Below are 18,216 nucleotides of genomic sequence, written 5' to 3'. Positions count from 1 at the left end.
TTCAAAGTGCGAATGCCACTTGTGTCTACAAAACTATAACAAACTAGTGTGTCTATTCTTTGTACAAATAAACCGTGTACAGGTGAAATGATTAGTGGTCGATATAAATTTTTTGTGGCACAGATTTTTGTTGTTCAAAAATCAACTCGTTCATAATCGTTTTAAAAATAGAGTAAGAGTTAAGTATTTGATTTTGTTTTTCTTGTTTGTTTGTTCTTAAACTAAAATCTAGTTATCCCGACAAGTTCTTACCGAGCGATTTTTCGTACACCCTCAACTTTTCATCCTTTTTTACTAACATTTTTCTTTAAAAATAATTTGAGTTCGAATTAATTTTCAGGCATTTTATATTTAACTAACCGTTCAATTAAAAATAACAGGGACGCAAAATGCCAAAGGTGGGGATGCCTGAAATCAGAAAACCGCAGCTTGTGAAAGCGACAATGTCAGTGATTGATAGAGTCGGTTTACACGCGGCGAGTATTTCGTTAATCAGCAAAGAAGCCGGTGTATCAACGGGGATTATCAACCACTATTTCGGTGGTAAGCACGGATTGCTGGAGGAAACGATGCGAGAAATCTTGCGTCAGCTTTCGTCCACTATCACACAGAAGTTACGTGAGCTGCCAAGTGATGCTCATCACCAAAGAATTAATGCAATCATTGACGGTAACTTTGTCGGCTATCAGGCAGAAAACCAAGTTGCTAAGACTTGGCTGGCGTTTTGGTCGTACTCAATGCATGACGAGCAGCTCAAGCGTTTACAGCGTGTCAACGAACGACGTCTATTGTCCCACCTAAGAAAAGAACTCAAAGCATTATTAAATGCAGAGCAGGCTGAATTGGTTGCTCATGGTATTGCATCACTTATTGATGGAATTTGGCTGCGCGGAACGCTCAACCCGCAAGGCATTGATGCAGAAAGAGCGAGAATCATCATCAACGATTATCTCGAAAAACAACTTACGTTTTATTCTGAAAAAATATAAAAGTTACAGGTCTTCAAAATGGAAATGAAAGCACACTATATCAATGGTGCGATGTACGACGGGTGTTCAGATGAACACTTCACCACTTACAATCCGGCGAATGGTGAGCCATTGGCCAACATTAAACAAGCGAACCAAGACGATCTTCAAGCAGCGATTGAATCGGCAAAGAAAGGTTTTGCTGCATGGTCGGCGATGACTGCGATTGAGCGCAGCCGTATTTTACACAAAGCCGTTGCCATTTTACGTGAGCGTAATGACGAGTTGGCTGCATTGGAAGTGGCAGATACTGGTAAGCCAATTCAAGAAGCTATCGCGGTTGATGTCACAACAGGTGCCGATGTTCTTGAGTACTACGCTGGCCTTGCTCCAAGTCTACAAGGTGAACAGCAGCCGCTCAGCGACGATCAGTTTTTCTATACACGTCGTGAGCCATTGGGCATTTGCGCGGGTATTGGCGCTTGGAATTATCCAATTCAAATTGCGATGTGGAAATCGGCGCCAGCACTGGCTGCGGGCAACGCAATGATCTTCAAGCCATCAGAAGAAACACCATTAACGGCGCTTAAGCTCGCCGAAATTTATTCAGAAGCGGGCATGCCAGATGGCGTATTTAATGTCGTGCAAGGGGATTACCGAGTAGGACAGATGCTAACGGCGCATCCTGATATCGCAAAAGTGTCATTCACGGGTGAGTCAGGCACCGGTAAAGTCGTCATGAGTGACAGCGCTAAGACACTAAAACAAGTAACGATGGAGCTTGGTGGTAAGTCTCCACTGATTATTTTTGATGATGCGAAGTTAAACGATGCCGTTTCTGCGGCCATGGTGGCGAACTTCTACACCCAAGGTGAGGTTTGTACGCACGGTACACGTGTATTTGTCCATGAAGGTATTTATGACGACTTTATCGCACAGCTTAAAGCCCGAACCGAGCTGTTAGTCGTCGGCGATCCGCTTGATGAGAACACGCAAATTGGCGCGCTAATCTCTAAAGATCATGAATCGAAAGTTCTAGGAGCGATTGAAGCCGCGAAAGCGAGTGGCGCGACGTTACTGACTGGCGGCTACAAAGTAACAGACAATGGCCTAGCCAATGGTAACTTTGTTACTCCAACCGTATTTGTCGATTGCGATGATGACATGAGCCACGTTCAACAAGAAATCTTTGGCCCGGTAATGTCAGTTCTGAAATTCCGCGATGAGTCGGAAGTGATTGCGCGTGCAAATGGCACCGATTATGGCTTAGCGGCAGGTGTATTTACTCAAAACCTATCTCGTGCGCACCTTGTGATCCATCAAATTCAAGCGGGTATTTGTTGGGTGAACACATGGGGTGACTCACCTGCGGAAATGCCAGTTGGCGGCTACAAGCAATCAGGTGTTGGCCGTGAAAACGGAGTCGAAACCCTTAAACATTACACACAAACGAAGAGTGTTCTGGTTCAGCTAAGCGACTTCGAAAGCCCTTACAAATGATACTACTCATAGTAGATAACTGACCACTTTAGCTTGTTAAAATGCTCGATAACTACGTTGTCAATTTTGATTGTAGGTTAACTACTTATCAAAATTTCCGCCTTGTTCTCAAGCATTTTTCCTACGCTAATTTCGTTCACTTATCTAGGGTGATTAGTATTAACTCCTAGGAGAATAAAAATGCAACAACACTACGATTACATCATCGTCGGTGCGGGTTCGGCCGGCTGTGTGTTAGCGGATCGCTTAAGTGAAAGTGGTCAAAATTCGGTCCTATTACTCGAAGCGGGTGGGTCGGATAAAAGTATTTTTATCCAAATGCCAACAGCGCTTTCTTACCCGATGAACACTGAAAAATACGCGTGGCAGTTTGAGACGGTTGAAGAGCAAGGGTTGGATGGTCGCCAACTTCATTGCCCTCGCGGAAAAGTTCTGGGCGGTAGCTCATCTATCAACGGCATGGTTTACGTTCGCGGACACGCTTGTGACTTTGACCAGTGGGAAGAGGAAGGCGCGAAAGGCTGGAATTATCAGTCGTGTTTGCCTTATTTCCGTAAAGCAGAGTCTTGGATTGGTGGTGCTGATGAATATCGGGGCGATCACGGTCCAGTCGGCACATGTAACGGCAACGATATGAAGCTCAATCCACTGTACCAAGCTTTTATTGATGCAGGCAAAGAAGCGGGCTACCCAGAAACAAAAGATTACAACGGTTATCAGCAAGAGGGCTTTGGCCTAATGCATATGACCGTCGACAAAGGCGTACGCGCTTCGACCTCTAATGCATACTTAAGCCGCGCTAAAAAACGCAAAAACTTCACCCTAATGAAGAGGGTGACGGTTCATCGAGTTTTATTAGAAGAAACTGGTGCAGAAGGCAAGAAAGCGGTAGGCGTTGAATTTGAAAAGTCAGGTTCAATTCAGCAATGTTTTGCGAATAATGAAGTGATTTCGAGTGCGGGTTCGGTTGGCTCCGTTCAGCTGTTGCAGCTTTCAGGCATTGGCCCTAAGGCAGTATTAGAAAAAGCGGGCATTGAGGTGAAACACTCGTTGGAGGGGGTAGGTAAAAACCTGCAAGATCACTTAGAAGTGTACTTCCAATATCACTGTAAACAACCTATCACGCTCAACAGCAAATTAGGTTTGGTGAGCAAGGGCTTGATTGGCACTGAGTGGATATTAACTCGCAAAGGCCTTGGTGCGACTAACCACTTTGAATCGTGTGCATTTATCCGCTCTCGAGAAGGGCTAAAGTGGCCAAATATTCAATATCACTTCTTGCCAGCGGCAATGCGTTATGACGGGCAAGCTGCTTTTGATGGTCATGGTTTCCAAGTGCACGTTGGACCTAACAAGCCAGAAAGTCGCGGGTCGGTCGAAGTTGTCTCTGCGAATCCGAATGATAAGCCGAAGATTGAGTTTAACTACATTTCCACTGAACAAGATAAGCAGGATTGGCGTGATTGTATTCGCCTTACTCGCGAGATCCTCAATCAGCCAGCCATGGATGAGTTTCGTGGGGACGAGATCCAACCCGGTCTGAACATCACAACGGATGAACAGATTGATGAATGGGTGAAGCAAAACGTCGAGAGTGCTTACCATCCATCTTGTACCTGCAAAATGGGCGCAGATAATGACCCATTAGCCGTCTTAAATGAGCAATGCCAAGTACGCGGTATTCAAGGTTTGCGTGTGGTGGACTCTTCTATTTTCCCAACCATTCCGAACGGTAATTTAAATGCGCCAACGATTATGGTGGCAGAACGCGCCGCGGATATGATTTTGGATAACGCCCTAGAAACGTCGAACAACGTACCAGTTTGGATTGCACCGGACTGGCAAGAGATGCAACGAATGCATCCGCCAAAAAGAGATCTCGATTCGATCTCATAAAATGAAAAAGTCAGTAATCATTACAAGGAATTCAACATGTCTAAGATGACAAAAATCTTCTCAACAATTGCACTAAGTACTTTAGCAACAGGCGCTTACGCCAACCAATGTGAAACGGTTCGTTTCGCAGATGTAGGTTGGACTGACATCACAGCGACCACTGCCGTTACATCAGAGTTACTTAAAGGGTTGGGGTACAAAACGAAGACCGATCTTCTGTCTGTGCCTGTAACTTACTCCTCTATGGCTAATGGCGATATCGACATTTTCTTAGGTAACTGGATGCCAACGATGGAAGGTGATATCGCGAAATACCGTGATGCAGGTACTGTTGAAACCGTACGCGCGAACCTCGTTGGCGCAAAGTACACGCTAGCGGTTCCAAAATACGTTTATGACGCAGGCGTAACCAACTTCGCTGACCTAGTAAAACATGCCGACAAATTTAAAGACCGCATTTACGGCATTGAACCTGGAAACGATGGCAACCGCTTAATTCAGTCAATGATTGATAGTAACGCATTCGGCCTAAAAGATTTCAGCCTAGTTGAGTCCAGTGAAGCTGGCATGGTGTCTCAAGTATCACGTGCCGCACGCCGCAATCAATGGATTGTGTACCTAGGTTGGGCGCCGCACCCAATGAATAGTAACGTTGAAATGGAATATCTAGCGGGTGGTGATGACTTCTTCGGTCCTAACTACGGCGGCGCGAACGTCTACACAAACGTACGTAAAAATTACCTCGCTGAGTGTCCAAATGTAGGTCAGCTAGTGAAAAATCTAGAGTTTAACCTAGAAATGGAAAATGAACTGATGGAAGCGATTCTTAACCAGAAACAGAAGCCATCAAAAGCAGCGCAAGCATGGTTGAATGCAAACCAAGAGCAAATTGAAGCGTGGCTAGAGGGCGTGAAAACGGTGGATGGCCAAGATGCGCTAACAGCTATTACAAACTACTTAAAAACAAACGCTTAATAAGCAGTATTTGAGCTCGTTTTTTTAAAAGAAAGTGGGCAGAGTTTTGCCCGCTTCATTAACACAAAGGTTTTATTTTGAATTTTATTACGGACAACAAACTACCGTTGGGCCAATGGATGGAAACTGGCGTCGATTGGTTAACCATCAATGCATCGGGTTTTTTCGATGCAATCTCTATTACACTTGAAACGATCATTCTTTTCGTGGTGGACATTTTTAAATGGATGCCACCTGCAGCGCCAATCATTATGACGGCGGCAATTGCTTGGTTCTTACATCGCAGCATTCCTCTTGTCGTATTTATCGTGTTGGCCTTACTCGCAATTCTCAACCTTGGTTACTGGCAAGAAATGCTGGAAACCTTTGTCCTTGTGTTTGCAGCGACAACGATTTCCGTATTAATTGGCGTGCCGTTGGGCATTATGGCGGCGCACCGTCCTTGGTTATACACCTTGTTGCGGCCAATACTCGATTTGATGCAGACCGTACCGACATTCGTTTACCTAATTCCAACCTTGGTTCTGTTTGGCTTAGGTATTGTCCCTGGTCTAATCTCGACCATCATTTTCGCTATCGCTGCGCCAATTCGATTGACGTACCTCGGCATTATTAAAGTTCCGGAGGAGCTACTTGAAGCGGGTAAAGCATTTGGTGCCAGCCGCATGAAGTTGCTGTTTAAGGTGGAGTTGCCTGCGGCATTACCAAGTATTATGGCCGGTGTTACGCAATGTATTATGTTGTCTTTGTCTATGGTTGTCATTGCGGCGCTTGTTGGTGCTGATGGGCTTGGTAAGCCAGTCGTACGTGCACTGAATACGGTAAACATTTCACAAGGTTTTGAAGCGGGTTTAGCGATTGTACTCGTTGCCATCATTCTTGATCGCTTGTGTAAAGCACCAAACCAGAAGGAGGCATAATCATGGACGCTATTACTATTAAAAATCTTGATGTCGTTTTTGGTCAGCAACAAGCACAGGCGCTAGCACTACTAGATCAAGGGAAGTCTCGACAAGAAATCATTGATGAAACTGGCCAAGTGGTTGGGGTTGATAATGTTTCGCTGAACGTGAAACAGGGTGAGATCTGTGTCTTGATGGGGCTTTCGGGCTCGGGTAAATCAAGTTTGCTGCGAACGGTTAACGGATTGAACGATATCTCTCGTGGCTCTCTGAAAATCAAAGATGGCGACGATATGGTTGAGCTCTCTAACTGTGACGAACAGAAGCTGCGCCACCTTCGTACGCACCGCGTGTCCATGGTGTTTCAGAAGTTTGCATTGATGCCATGGTTAACGGTGTTAGACAATGTAGCGTTTGGTCTAGAGATGCAAGGCATTGGTAAAGCTGAGCGCCGTAAAAAAGCGCGTGAACAGCTCGAAATGGTAGGTTTGTCTGAGTGGGAAACGAAATTCCCGCACGAGCTCTCTGGTGGTATGCAGCAGCGTGTTGGCCTAGCGCGAGCGTTCGCGATGGACACAGATATCTTGTTAATGGATGAGCCGTTTTCAGCGCTTGACCCATTGATTCGTGCTCAGCTTCAAGATGAATTGATTCTGCTGCAAGAAAAGCTAAACAAAACCATTCTTTTTGTGAGTCACGACTTGGATGAGGCGCTTAAAATCGGCAACAACATCGCCATTATGGAATCAGGAAAGCTGATTCAACATGGCAAGCCAGAACAGATCATTCTTGCTCCAGAAAACGATTATGTGGCGGACTTTGTTGCTCACACTAATCCATTAAATGTGCTGAAGGGACGTTCCTTAATGCGTGACGATTTGGTTCGCGAAGATACGCGTGTTCTGATTTGCCCTGATAAAGATATTTGGGTGATACAAGAGAGCAAGGGGTTAAGTTTAGCGGATAAAGGTAAATCGTTGATTCAATGGAAGAGCGATTCTTCGAACCTTGATGAAGTTAATGAAAACTCTCTGGTTCAGGTTAGCCCAGAAATCAGTATGCGAGAAGCGATTGAACTTAAACAGCGCAGCAATCAGCCTCTGCTTATGGTTGAAGATAATAAGCTGGTTGGTGTGTTAAGCGACAATGAGCTTTACGATGCATTGCTTGGTAATTTTAAGTCAGAGCAAGTTGCGTAACGTTGACGCAGAACCAAGTAAAAAAGAGCCGCACATTAATGCGGCTCTTTTTAGTTTAAACAATGAGTTAAGTCGCTAAGCTAAGACAATGGTCGACTATAGAGTCGTAATTACCTCATCCATTGCAAGGCGTGCTTTTGGAAGACCATGATTGTAATCTTCCCCATCTTTATGGTAGCCAATCGCCAGCGCAACTTCACAAATATGGCCCTCGAGCTCTTCTTTAAACTCTTCTCCAATCAGAGCCGGATCGACACCTTCCATCGGTGTTGAATCAATGCCTAGTCGTGCCAATGTGTGTAGTAGGTTGCCTAGTGCCAAATAGACTTGTGCTTTTGTCCAGTTTCCGTTGAAGCCATTTTCGTCCGTATTTGCATCGGCAAAAGCGTAAGCACCCATAAAGTTGTTGTACATCTCCGCTGGCAAGTGGCCAGATGTTACTTCTGCATCCACACGTTTCGCAAATTTCTCTTTAGTAAATTTAGGATCGTAAGCAAACAGAATCGTATGTGATGCGGCTTTCGCGTGTGGTTGGTTAAACTGGTGCATATTTGCAAACGTATTGTGGAAACGTTGCTTCGCTTCATCACTTTCAATAACGATGAATTTCCATGGTTGTGAGTTGATAGAAGACGCCGACAAACGCAGTGCTTCTTTGATTATCGCCATGTCTTCTTGAGAAACGCGCTTGGTTTCATCATATTTTTTTGCAGTGTAACGGTTATTTAGATCGGTAATGATTTGATGGGACACGTTTATATCCTCTTTATGTGATGACAGATGAGGATGCACTAGCATCGAAAACCATGCGTACCTCGAATATGGGTTCATGATAATGGATATTTTTTCATTGATAAGAGGGTGTTTATTTAAATCACTTTTTACTTTTTGTTGAAAATCGATGTGAGTTGATCGATTTGAAACTTAAAAGTCCTTATTTGGAAGCTTTTATTTGATATTAAATTAAACTCATATTGAGGCGTAGGGGAAAGCAACATGAACGTGATTGAAGTTTTTAATGATAGCTATGAACGTTGTACTTCAGATCAGGAGTTTTTCGACTTGTTCTACAAAAATTTATGGTCGAAAAGCGCCAACTTTAGACAGAAGTTTGACGGTATAGACATGCACCAACAAGTGAGAATGCTTAGAGGGTCTATCGTGTTTTTTATGATGGCAGATACCTCGACCGAAGCGCACAAAATGGTGGAAAAGTATGGGAAAAAGCATGCAAGTGCAGATATTGGTATAGAGCCGCAGGATTTTGATGTTTGGCTTGAGAGTTTGTTAGAAACGGTTCGGCAGTGTGATTCTGGGTACGATGCCGATGTTGAAACCGCTTGGCGAACATGCTTTAAAACGGGCTTAGAAGTAATGAAACAAGAATGTGATAAAGAAGATGGGCACATCCTTAAAGCGAGTACCAAATAAGGAAGTAACGTGAGTGGTCGTTACTTCCTAGGGGCAGAATCTTACTTATCTTGTGTCTCTTTATTCTTTTTCACCGCTTCGGCGATATCACTGACAGCTTCGACAAGATTGCTCGGCATTGGAAAAATAATAGTGGATGTTTTGTCTGTAGTGATTTCAGTGAGTGTCTGCATGTAACGTAATTGCAGTGCATTCGGTGCTTCGTTGAGCATTTGCGCTGCTTCTTTTAATTTATTTGAAGCCTCTAACTCACCAGTAGCGTGAATGATCTTCGCCCTACGGTTACGTTCTGCTTCTGCCTGACGGGCTAGGGCTCTGACCATGCTGTCATTTAAATCAACATGTTTGACTTCAACCGTAGCAATCTTGATTCCCCAGTCATCAGTCTGTTGATCGAGAATGGATTGTAAATCCTTATTGAGGCGTTCTCGCTCTGATAGCAATTCATCGAGTTCATGCTGACCCAATACCGAGCGCAGCGTGGTTTGTGCTAACTGACTGGTGGCATCGCTGTAGCTTTCAATATTGTTAATCGCCATTTGAGGATCGACTACGCGAAAATAAACGACCGCGTTGACGCGCACAGAAACGTTATCTTTGGTAATTAAATCTTGTGTCGGCACATCCAAAACGACAGTACGTAAATCAACCCTCACCATTTGCTGAATAAATGGGATAAGGATGATCAAACCAGGTCCTTTGACTTCTTGAAATCGACCAAGAAAGAACACAACCCCACGTTCGTATTCTCTCAAAACCTTGAACATTTGGGTCGCTAGTGCGAACAGCAGCACCACGATCACCGCAACGGTATAGAGCATCATAAAGCGCCTCCTATTTATTTTGGCGGTCATCAGGCATCACAGTTAAGGTCAGCCCTTTAACATTAACAATGGTGACGTGATCACCTTGTTTGAATTGTTGATGGTCTTTGGCTTTAGCTCGCCATAACGCACCGTTGAGTTGAACGCGTCCTTCGCCATCGATAAAGTCATCGCTTACCACGGCGACCTTCCCAGGGTAAGTCTCTAAACCCGTCGTTACACGCCGGCGACGAATTTTGAGCAGCAGGCCGACGGTCAGCACGATTAGAGCCACGGAAAATATGGCAATACCAAAAATCAAAGGAAGGGCGATCTGGAATCCTGGTAACTCACTGTCCATGAGAAATATCGAACCGAGTACAAAGGCGACAACGCCGCCTAAGCCCAAAATACCAAAGCTCGGGCTGAATGCTTCCGCTATCATTAGTGCAATACCGAGTAACAGCAGACCAAGACCTGCGTAGTTGACGGGCATCATTTGTAGTGCGTACATGGCAAGAAGCAGACAAATCCCACCTAGCACACCGGGTAAGCCAATTCCTGGGTTGTAAAATTCAAGAAGTAAACCGTAGATGCCGATGAGCATTAGAATGTAGGCAACGTTTGGATTGGTGATAACGGCTAGCATTTCTGCTCGCCAATCGGGTGTTCTTTCAATCCATACGGGATTTTCCAGTGACAATGTCACATCACGATTGTTAACTTTAACAGTTTGTCCATCAATGGCTTTGACTAAATCCTCTGGTGAGTTGGCTATATAATCAATAACGTTTAATTCCAATGCCTCTGTGGCGTCCAAACTCGCTGCTTCGCTCACTGCTTTCTCTGCCCACTCTGCATTTCGGCCATGAAGCTTTGCTAAGCCTTTAATATAGGCTCTAGCATCATTAATCACCTTTTTCTCCATTGCGGTTTTCGCGGGAACTTTCTCTGAACCTTCGTTGGTTCCTTCTGACGTTTCTTCCGCGTTTTGATCTTTGCCATCATCCGATGAAGGGGGCTGAGGGGCACCACCTAACGCGACGGGCGTTGCCGCGCCAAGGTTGGTGGCTTCAGCCATTGCGGCAACGTGGCTGGCGAGTAAAATGTATGTCCCTGCGCTAGCCGCTCTAGATCCTGACGGGCCAACCCAAGTCGCAATTGGAGTGGAGGAGGTGGTAATCGCGTGAATAATATCTCTCATTGCACTGTCTAAGCCGCCTGGTGTGTCCATCTCTAAGATCACTAAACTGACACCGTTTAGTTGAGCTTCGTCTATTTCACGAGATAAATAGTCGCTAGTAGCAGGCCCTATAGCGCCTTTGACAGGAACAATCCAAACGGTATTCGCCAGTGCTTGACTGGCCATCAAGAGTAAAGGTAAGAACCATATCCATAGTCGTTTCATGCAGTCCTCCTTGTGTGGTCACAGGGACTTTTTGAAATCCTAATTCAAGTATATCCAAATAACTTAGAGATGCTTGAGTATAGGTTCTAATGAATAAGTTGCCGAGGCTAATTAGGAGACTACTTTTTTATATATAAACGCTGTGTGAGATAGTAAACTAAAGCAAATTATTGGTAATTGTGATGTTTATGTTTATTGTTCAGCGTTTGATTAAGTTGGCCGTTATCTGTGCCGTATTCTTTACTATTTTCGATCTGATCTCGTATGGAGAGGTGACTTGGTTTCAACGGTTTTTGGCTTTTCTACACTAAACTCAGATTTCAATACGTTAGCTACTCATAAGGCGATAGGTTTCTTCCTATTCGCCTTATTACTCCCTCTTCAACCAAAGCCTTAAACAAAGCAATACTTAACTCGTTTTTTCAACTTCCTGTCGGTGGAAAAAACGCCAAAATGCAACTAAATTCATATCAATGACAAGTTTAAGGTATGTAGTTGATGAGGCAATACAGCGCAATCGCACTAGCTGTTGTAACACTCATTTTGAGCCAAACAACAACCGCAAGAAACGCGAAGATGTTAGGTGATATCTCCCTAGTTCAGCCCATACAGGGTGATCCTAATGTGGATATTAAGCTAGCGAGAATTGGCTGGCATCTCTTCCGCGATCCTCAATTATCGTCAAATGGTAATGTCAGCTGCGCGACATGCCACAATCTGCAAACCAATGGCGCTGAAAATACACCAGTCTCTACGGGGGTGAAAGGTGATGGAATTAGAAATTCTATAACAGTGTTTAATGCGGCGTTAAATTATCGTTTTTTATGGGATGGAACGGAAAACACCTTGATGGCTCAGATTGATGGTCCAATCCATAATCCAATGGAAATGGACTCAAACTGGCAAACAATAGAGCAATATGTAAAAGAGAGTGAACATTATCAAGCGCTATTTAGTCGTGACGATGAATTGCCGATTAACGTTCATAATATCAAGTCCGCTATTGTGGAGTTTGTTGAAGGGCTGCAGACGCCTGGCGCACCATTCGATGCTTACTTATTGGGTTACACGCATGTACTGAGTGAACAGCAAATCAGAGGTTGGAAAACATTTCAGACTTCAGGTTGTGTGCAGTGTCATCAGGGCAAAAATATCGGCGGAGCGATGATCCAAAGGTTCGCCTATTTCAAGGATAAGCCAGTAGTAGAGGACTCGGGCCGGCAACTCGTTACGATAGAAGATGAAGAGCGATTCTATTTTAGAGTAGCCAGTTTACGCAATGTCGCGCTAACGAGTCCTTATTTTCATAATGGGCAAGTCGATAAGTTATCCGACGCGATACAAATCATGGCTAAAACCCAGCTCGGTATAACGATGAACGATGAGAATGTCGCGGACATTGAAGCATTCTTGCAGTCGTTGACAGCACCTAGACCCATAATTTTAGAGGTGTTGGAAAATGAATAAATTCAAACTGATCAACTTTTGCTTTTTTATTGGGATACTGACGTGCTGCACACTGGCGTATATGTCGTATATGAATTCAAAAAACGCTCAAGAATTTCATGCAGGGCTAATGAATATCGGACATGAGTTGATTGAAGAGCGTGATGTTATCGTGAACCGATATGCCGTTGAAGATAGGAAAAACTATGAGTTAACAACATCTTTAGTAGAGATAGAAATCGCAGCACAGGCACTGTTGGAATCATCAAAGGCATCAGTTTGGTTTCCCGTGACACCCAATCGTATAAAAGTTAGGGATACGCTTGAACAGTTTAAGGAGCGAGTGCTTCAAACAACGTTGAAGCTTGATATGTTAATTGGTGTTCAGGTAGAAAATCGGTATGCATTACTCATGTTGTTCAATTTATATCAGCAAGAGGTTTCTACCGAGAGCGGTCAATCATTGGGTGGCAGTCGTTATTTTGAATTTCTCAACCAGTTGCTTCTAACACAAACTGAAGTTGAGAGTGAAAAAGAAGCGAACTTCCTTAAACGGCTTCAAACGAGTGATAAAAGAATTGAATTGCTGACGAATGAACTGCTTGATCACACTTATATTGAGTTTGTCGAAAGCTCAGAGCATCGGTTACTCAATATTGCTCAAAGTGAGGCGCGTTTTACGTGGTTGTTTGTATTTATCGCGGTGATGTTTCTAGTTAGCGCGTTTGTTTATCAGTCACATCACCGAATGCATAACTTAAAACAGTTGAATCTTGAAATTGAAGAGGCGAGAAACAAAGCCGAGCGAGCGGCAAAAGCGAAATCAAATTTTCTCGCTGCAATGAGTCACGAACTAAGGACGCCGATGAATGGTGTACTAGGGCTTTCTCAAATGATTGCAGAAGAGACCAAAGAGCCGACGACGAAAGAGCATATTAGGGTTATTCTTGATTCTGGCCAGCATCTGATGACTATCCTCAACGATATTTTGGATTTTTCTAAAGTTGAAGAAAACAAACTGGAATTTGAGCAAGCTAAGTTTAAGCTCGATCAAGTGCTTTCTCCGGTGTGTAGCGCAATAAAACCACTTGTTGATGAAAAAAATATCGAGTTAATCTTGGAAAACGAGGTTTCTGAATATACTGAATTTACTGGAGATTGTGCGCGTTTACGACAGATCTTGTTTAATCTCGCCGGTAACGCGGTGAAGTTTACCAATGAAGGGCATGTGCTGGTTAGAACTGAGTTAGATGAATCGAATCAGTTGTTGGTCATGCGCGTGAGCGACACCGGTATTGGTATTGCGCCAGACAAGCACGAGCATATTTTTAACTCGTTTGAGCAAGCAGACTCATCAACGACTCGAAGGTTCGGCGGAACAGGGCTTGGGTTAGCCATCGTCAAAAAACTAACCGATTTGATGGGTGGCCATATTACTCTGAAGAGTATAGAAGGCGTTGGAAGTCAATTTATCGTTGAGTTGCCGATTCCTTGGGTAGAATCTGCTCCGAAAAAGCAGCAAGAAGCACCGAAACCTCGCGCAAAATCACACCATTTCAAGATACTACTTGCTGATGATAACCGTGTGAATGCCATTGTGGCAAAAGGGTTTTGCGAAAAGCTTGGGCATGAAGTGGATGTTGCAGAAAATGGATTAATCGCGGTTAAAAAGGCGAAAGAGAACGAGTACGACCTGATCTTGATGGACAACCATATGCCCGAGATGAATGGCGTTGAGGCGACACGCGTTATCCGACAAGAGTTAGGTATCAAGACATTACTCTTTGCGTACACGGCAGACGTATTTCGTGAAGCTCACGATAGCTTTATCGAAGCAGGAGCAGACCATGTGCTTACGAAACCGCTACAGCATGAGAGCTTTTCAGACGCTCTCAAACAGTTTGCCGCCAGACTCGAACCGAAACAGAATCCGCCACTAACGAGTGACAGCAATGTGCTTCAATTGCAACGTAAGCCAATCGAGAACTTAAGGTTAACAGAGGAAGAACTCTCCCGTTCAGGCATGTTTACTTCTTTACGAGATGAGCCAGAAGCGCTCGACGAGTTGCTAAAAAGCATTATTGTCGATTTTGAGACTTCTGTTGATGAACTTATTGAATACTTTATGGCTGAAGACTTTGCTTCATTAGAGCTGACGTTGCACAAAACGAAAGGGATGGCACTGAACCTAAGTTTACCTATTTTGGCGAGCCAAACGGAGGCCCTGGAAACTCAACTTAAAGCCAACCAAAGTCCCGAGATTGAGCAGTTGCAGATGCTGATCAATCGGTTACAGGTCAACATCCATCAGTCTCATAGACTTTTGGATGATATCCAGAAGAACAATGCCGATCCTCAACAGATTTTATAGTCCCTGTGAGTGCGATGCTTTCCTTAACTCATTTTGTTGTGGTTTACTGTGGCAAGGACGGATAGTGTTGATTCGTCGTCGGAAAATCAGGGAGTTAGAATGAGTAAGCATTCCGCTTTAATCAAATGGCATCGTAAAGCTGGCGAAGAGTTTAGTGATAATAAGTATAGTAGGGCACACATTTGGCAATTTGATGGAGGGTTGCAAGTCCCAGCATCTCCATCTCCCCACGTAGTACCATTACCACTATCCGTAGAAGAAAATGTTGATCCAGAAGAAGCGTTTGTCGCGGCACTTTCTAGTTGTCATATGCTCGTTTTCTTGTCTATTGCAGCAAAGCGGCGTTACGTTGTGGACAGTTACTTAGATGAAGCGGTAGGGGAGCTTGAAAAAGGCGAAAACGGAAAAGAGTGGGTATCAAAGGTAACGTTAAACCCTAAGATAACATTCTCAGGTGAAAAACAACCGACACCATCTCAATTAGAAAAACTGCACCACATGGCCCATGAGAATTGCTTTATCGCCAACTCCGTTAAAACAGAAGTGACAACGCTTATTGCGAATTAAGTGGAGCTCTTTATCAAAAAGCGCGGCCTATTGCGGAGTTATATTAAGCCAGCAGTCATCCTGCTGGCTCGTTCATCTAGACGACACCTTGCTCAATCATTGCATCAGCGACTTTTCTAAAGCCTGCAATGTTGGCGCCTAAAACTAAATTTCCAGGTTGGCCAAACTCTTTACTGGTTTCGTTTGCATTGATGAAAATATTTTTCATGATGGTTTGCAACTGACTATCCACTTGTTCAAACGTCCAGTTTTGCATGCTGGCGTTTTGCGCCATTTCAAGTTGACTGGTTGCAACGCCGCCTGCATTGGCTGCTTTGGCAGGCCCATAAGCTATGTCCGAGTCCACGATAATATTGGCAGCATCACGGGTGGTTGGCATGTTCGCCCCTTCACTAATCAAAATACATCCGTTTTCGATAAGAGCCAGTGCGTCGTCTGACGTTAATTCATTTTGAGTCGCACAAGGGAAGGCAGCATCAGCCTGATATCGCCAAACAGCATGTCCTTCATTAGGATAGTCGCCCTCTGGTGTGTATTCTGCTTCAGGGTAAGTTTCTAAATATTCTTCTAAGCTTGCTCTTTTCACTTCTTTCAGTTGTTTTAGGAGCTTAAGATCAATACCGTGCTCATGATAGATCGTACCTCGAGAGTCGCTGCATGTAACTGGCGTTGCTCCCATATGGTACAGTTTTTCAATGGCGTAGATAGCCACGTTTCCAGCACCAGAAACGAGACAAGTTTTCCCTTTCAATGAATCGTTGCGGTCGTTGAGCATGCATTCTGCAAAATAGACGGCGCCATATCCTGTCGCTTCTTTTCTGGCGAGTGAGCCACCCCAAAGCAGACTCTTGCCTGTAAGCACACCTTCGTAGCGGCCCGTCAATCGTTTGTATTGACCAAACATATAGCCAATTTCGCGCGCCCCGACGCCGATATCGCCTGCGGGAACATCGGTGGCAGGACCGATATGACGGTACAACTCGTTCATAAATGATTGGCAAAATCGCATGATCTCGCCGTCGGATTTTCCTTTAGGATCGAAGTTTGAACCGCCTTTGCCGCCACCGATAGGAAGGCCAGTCAGTGCGTTTTTAAAGATTTGCTCAAAGCCGAGAAATTTTATGATGCTCGCATTGACTGAGTGATGGAATCTCAATCCTCCTTTGTACGGCCCCAAAGCAGAGTTGAATTCAACTCGATAACCTTTGTTTACTTGTACATTTCCAGCATCATCAACCCAAGGAACTCGAAACATGATTTGACGTTCTGGCTCGACGATCCTCTGGATAATTGCTTGTTCCTTATATTTATTATTGCCTTCTATTACCGGCGCGAGAGAAGTTAATACTTCTTCAACCGCTTGGTAAAATTCTTTTTGCGCAGGGCTACTGTGTTGCAACGCAACAATAGTATCGTGTATGTATGACATAGATTTCTTCCTTGATGTAAATAAGCAATCAGTTTATATGAATATATTTCCATTAAATAGTGATTTTGACCAAGATTCAATGGTTGTAGTGGTCTTTCCTGCGGATGAGAATGTGCAGCTTCTAACCCAGGCAGTGTTGGTTGAGATAGGTAGGGCTAGCTAAGTAAGCGGGTGGTTGAGTGATCAGTTTCACATATAACAAGCAGAAATCACTTTAGTCGATGTTGTTGTGCAGTTACGCAAATTGTTTATGTTAACGTCATGTTAAAGTTTGTGTGTGTGATAACTTGTGAAAAGACAACTATATGGATGAGCTTAAGGTTCTGAACTCGTTTATTCAGCAGAATGGTCTACCAGCGTTTGGCCACCTTGATGGAATTCCAACATCGTTACAGCTAGATAAATTTACTTACCTCGATGAGATGGATAAGCCAGTGTCTAAGTGGCGCCGTTACCGCGATTATAAGCAGTTTCAGTTCGTCAATTTGGTCACACCTGATTACGTCATTGGAGTAGCGATTGCTGATATACGGTATTTAGCATCCGGCTTTTGCTACCTGTTTGATATTAAAAAGAATAAGTTGATTGAGCAACAATGGTTGAAACCTTTTAATATAGGTTATCAAACTCAGCCTTCCAGTTGGTACAGTCTTGCCCATCTTGCTAACAAAAGAGTTCAGTTTTCTATTAAGGATGGTATTTGGCACGTCCACTTTGTGACAGAGTCAGTCAATGCGGATCTCTATTTACGTCCAGAAAATATGAGTTTGCCATTAATGTTGTGTACGCCAACAGGTTATGCGGGTTGGACATATACTCAGAAGCACAATGCGTTAGCAGTAGACGGTAACTTGTTCATATTAGGAAAAGAGCAAGATCTTTCAGAGGTGGCTGCTGGTTACGATTTTTCCGCTGGGTACATGCGGCGAGAAACAAGTTGGCGCTGGGCGAGTATCAATTGCTTTGAGGATGACAGGCGTCTGGGGTTGAACTTGGCAGCCGGCGTTAATGAAACTGGCTATTGCGAAAATGTATTGTGGATTAATGGTCAGCGTCACTTTTTGCAACCTGTGCAGTTTCAGTTTTCACGAAGTGATGAAGGGCAAAAGTGGCATATTACGTCTGAAGATAAACGAGTTAACTTACAGTTCACGCCTTTGAATCGACGCTCAGAGAAGAAAAATTTTTGGCTTCTCAAAAGTAACTTTCGTCAGTACATCGGTTATTTCTCTGGCTATATTATCGATGGAAATGGCATCAAACATCAGTTAGAAGAAGTTATGGGTCTTACTGAAGATCACTATGCAAAATGGTAGAAACA

The 18,216-nt window shown here is 44.0% G+C and carries 15 protein-coding genes; 11 read left to right on the top strand and 4 right to left on the bottom strand.

The annotated features are described in order from the left end of the window. The first annotated feature begins 389 nt into the window (after positions 1 to 389). The 6 genes from betI to choV all read left to right on the top strand — a co-directional run bounded on the left by betI (position 390) and on the right by choV (position 7,440). Positions 390 to 989, top strand: coding sequence for a transcriptional regulator BetI (gene betI, locus R7P36_RS04055; protein ID WP_017820329.1), 600 nt, complete (start codon positions 390 to 392; stop codon positions 987 to 989). Positions 990 to 1,007: 18 nt separating this feature from the next. Then, the gene (betB, locus tag R7P36_RS04050; protein ID WP_213899174.1) at positions 1,008 to 2,468 is read left to right on the top strand and encodes a betaine-aldehyde dehydrogenase; all 1,461 of its coding nucleotides are present in this window, start codon (positions 1,008 to 1,010) and stop codon (positions 2,466 to 2,468) included. Between the two features lie 180 nt (positions 2,469 to 2,648). Then, the gene (gene betA, locus R7P36_RS04045; protein ID WP_213899173.1) at positions 2,649 to 4,364 is read left to right on the top strand and encodes a choline dehydrogenase; all 1,716 of its coding nucleotides are present in this window, start codon (positions 2,649 to 2,651) and stop codon (positions 4,362 to 4,364) included. A gap of 36 nt (positions 4,365 to 4,400) precedes the next feature. Beyond that, the gene (locus tag R7P36_RS04040; RefSeq protein WP_005382646.1) at positions 4,401 to 5,339 is read left to right on the top strand and encodes a choline ABC transporter substrate-binding protein; all 939 of its coding nucleotides are present in this window, start codon (positions 4,401 to 4,403) and stop codon (positions 5,337 to 5,339) included. Between the two features lie 77 nt (positions 5,340 to 5,416). Beyond that, positions 5,417 to 6,259, top strand: coding sequence for a choline ABC transporter permease subunit (choW, locus tag R7P36_RS04035; protein ID WP_005392552.1), 843 nt, complete (start codon positions 5,417 to 5,419; stop codon positions 6,257 to 6,259). Positions 6,260 to 6,261: 2 nt separating this feature from the next. Continuing rightward, on the top strand, positions 6,262 to 7,440 hold the full coding sequence (gene choV / locus R7P36_RS04030; protein WP_017633664.1) for a choline ABC transporter ATP-binding protein: 1,179 nt from the start codon (positions 6,262 to 6,264) through the stop codon (positions 7,438 to 7,440). Between the two features lie 96 nt (positions 7,441 to 7,536). Here choV and R7P36_RS04025 read toward each other — a convergent pair whose 3' ends face one another. After that, the gene (locus tag R7P36_RS04025) at positions 7,537 to 8,193 is read right to left on the bottom strand and encodes an NAD(P)H-dependent oxidoreductase (RefSeq protein ID WP_017633663.1); all 657 of its coding nucleotides are present in this window, start codon (positions 8,191 to 8,193) and stop codon (positions 7,537 to 7,539) included. 243 nt (positions 8,194 to 8,436) lie between these two features. Here R7P36_RS04025 and R7P36_RS04020 point away from each other — a divergent pair, with 243 nt between their 5' ends. After that, positions 8,437 to 8,871 carry a globin gene (locus R7P36_RS04020; RefSeq protein ID WP_017633662.1) on the top strand — a complete coding sequence of 145 codons (435 nt, stop codon included), beginning with the start codon at positions 8,437 to 8,439 and terminating at the stop codon, positions 8,869 to 8,871. A 41-nt stretch (positions 8,872 to 8,912) separates the two neighbouring features. Here R7P36_RS04020 and R7P36_RS04015 read toward each other — a convergent pair whose 3' ends face one another. Beyond that, the gene (locus R7P36_RS04015; RefSeq protein WP_318122020.1) at positions 8,913 to 9,695 is read right to left on the bottom strand and encodes a slipin family protein; all 783 of its coding nucleotides are present in this window, start codon (positions 9,693 to 9,695) and stop codon (positions 8,913 to 8,915) included. 10 nt (positions 9,696 to 9,705) lie between these two features. After that, positions 9,706 to 11,082: an NfeD family protein gene (locus tag R7P36_RS04010; RefSeq protein ID WP_017633661.1), complete on the bottom strand. Its 1,377-nt coding sequence runs from the start codon at positions 11,080 to 11,082 to the stop codon at positions 9,706 to 9,708. A 498-nt stretch (positions 11,083 to 11,580) separates the two neighbouring features. Between R7P36_RS04010 and R7P36_RS04005 the strand changes: the two genes are divergently transcribed. The 3 genes from R7P36_RS04005 (at position 11,581) to R7P36_RS03995 (ending at position 15,466) form a co-directional block, all read left to right on the top strand. Next, positions 11,581 to 12,549, top strand: coding sequence for a cytochrome-c peroxidase (locus tag R7P36_RS04005; protein WP_213899172.1), 969 nt, complete (start codon positions 11,581 to 11,583; stop codon positions 12,547 to 12,549). Further along, the gene (locus tag R7P36_RS04000) at positions 12,542 to 14,899 is read left to right on the top strand and encodes an ATP-binding protein (RefSeq protein ID WP_005373178.1); all 2,358 of its coding nucleotides are present in this window, start codon (positions 12,542 to 12,544) and stop codon (positions 14,897 to 14,899) included. The genes R7P36_RS04005 and R7P36_RS04000 overlap by 8 nt, the downstream gene beginning before the upstream one ends. 99 nt (positions 14,900 to 14,998) lie before the next feature. After that, positions 14,999 to 15,466, top strand: a complete 468-nt coding sequence (locus R7P36_RS03995) for an OsmC family protein (protein ID WP_005373176.1) — start codon at positions 14,999 to 15,001, stop codon at positions 15,464 to 15,466. A 76-nt stretch (positions 15,467 to 15,542) separates the two neighbouring features. Here the strand turns inward: R7P36_RS03995 and gdhA are convergent, their stop codons facing one another. Then, positions 15,543 to 16,895, bottom strand: a complete 1,353-nt coding sequence (gene gdhA / locus R7P36_RS03990) for an NADP-specific glutamate dehydrogenase (protein WP_017633658.1) — start codon at positions 16,893 to 16,895, stop codon at positions 15,543 to 15,545. 305 nt (positions 16,896 to 17,200) lie between these two features. Here gdhA and R7P36_RS03985 point away from each other — a divergent pair, with 305 nt between their 5' ends. Beyond that, entirely contained in the window at positions 17,201 to 18,211 is a 1,011-nt protein-coding gene (locus R7P36_RS03985; protein ID WP_213899171.1) for a DUF2804 domain-containing protein, read from the top strand. Positions 18,212 to 18,216: the final 5 nt, after the last annotated feature.

The organism is Vibrio sp. 397 (assembly GCF_033339395.1).
Lineage (GTDB): Bacteria > Pseudomonadota > Gammaproteobacteria > Enterobacterales > Vibrionaceae > Vibrio > Vibrio alginolyticus.
The sequence above is the reverse complement of the archived record's forward strand: the minus strand, read 5'-3'. Positions and strand labels throughout refer to the sequence as shown.